Here is a 581-nt window from a genome sequence, read left to right as displayed (position 1 = left end):
GCCGTCCGTCGTGGTCGGGTCGGGGACCGGCGTGGTCGGGGTCTCGACCGGGGACGCGGGGGCGTCGTCGCCGCCGGTGCCCGGTCTCGTGGTGTCCCTCCGGGTCGGCGTCGGTGTCGGACCGGAGGTCGTGCCCGGCTCGTCCGCGGTGCCGGTCGTGCCGGTCGTGCCGGACGCGGGGGCGGTGGCCCCGGGTTCGGGCGGTGCGGGGACGCCGGTGGTCGGCGTGTCGTCCGGGAGGAGGCTGGAGCCGGAGCCGGGGGTGCCGTCCGTCTCCTCGGGCCGCTGCGAGGTCTCGACCTTCCCCGCGGGCTGCTCCTGCTGACCGGGGACGGGCATCCAAGGAGCGTCGGAGTTGCCGGACAGCAGCGTGGCGACCATCACGACGGCGTACCCCGCGCAGGCGAGGCCGACGGCCAGGCCCATACGGCGGTAGAGGCGGCTGCGGCGGCCGGACTCGTCGACGAACACGGGACCGGCGTCCTGCTCCCCGCTCGCCCGGCCCGGCGTCCGCTGCAGCAGACCGCCCTCCCCGAACTGCACGGCGTCGAGCTGGACCGTCACCTCGTGCGGGTCGTGGG

General features: G+C 77.1%; 1 pseudogene. It reads right to left on the bottom strand.

Features of this window, described 5'->3' with window-relative positions:
- Positions 1-581: pseudogene (locus B7L92_RS36060) on the bottom strand (hypothetical protein); the annotation flags it as partial.

The sequence above is a fragment of the Streptomyces viridosporus genome (assembly GCF_002078235.1).
GTDB lineage: Bacteria > Actinomycetota > Actinomycetes > Streptomycetales > Streptomycetaceae > Streptomyces > Streptomyces viridosporus.
The sequence above is the reverse complement of the archived record's forward strand: the minus strand, read 5'-3'. Positions and strand labels throughout refer to the sequence as shown.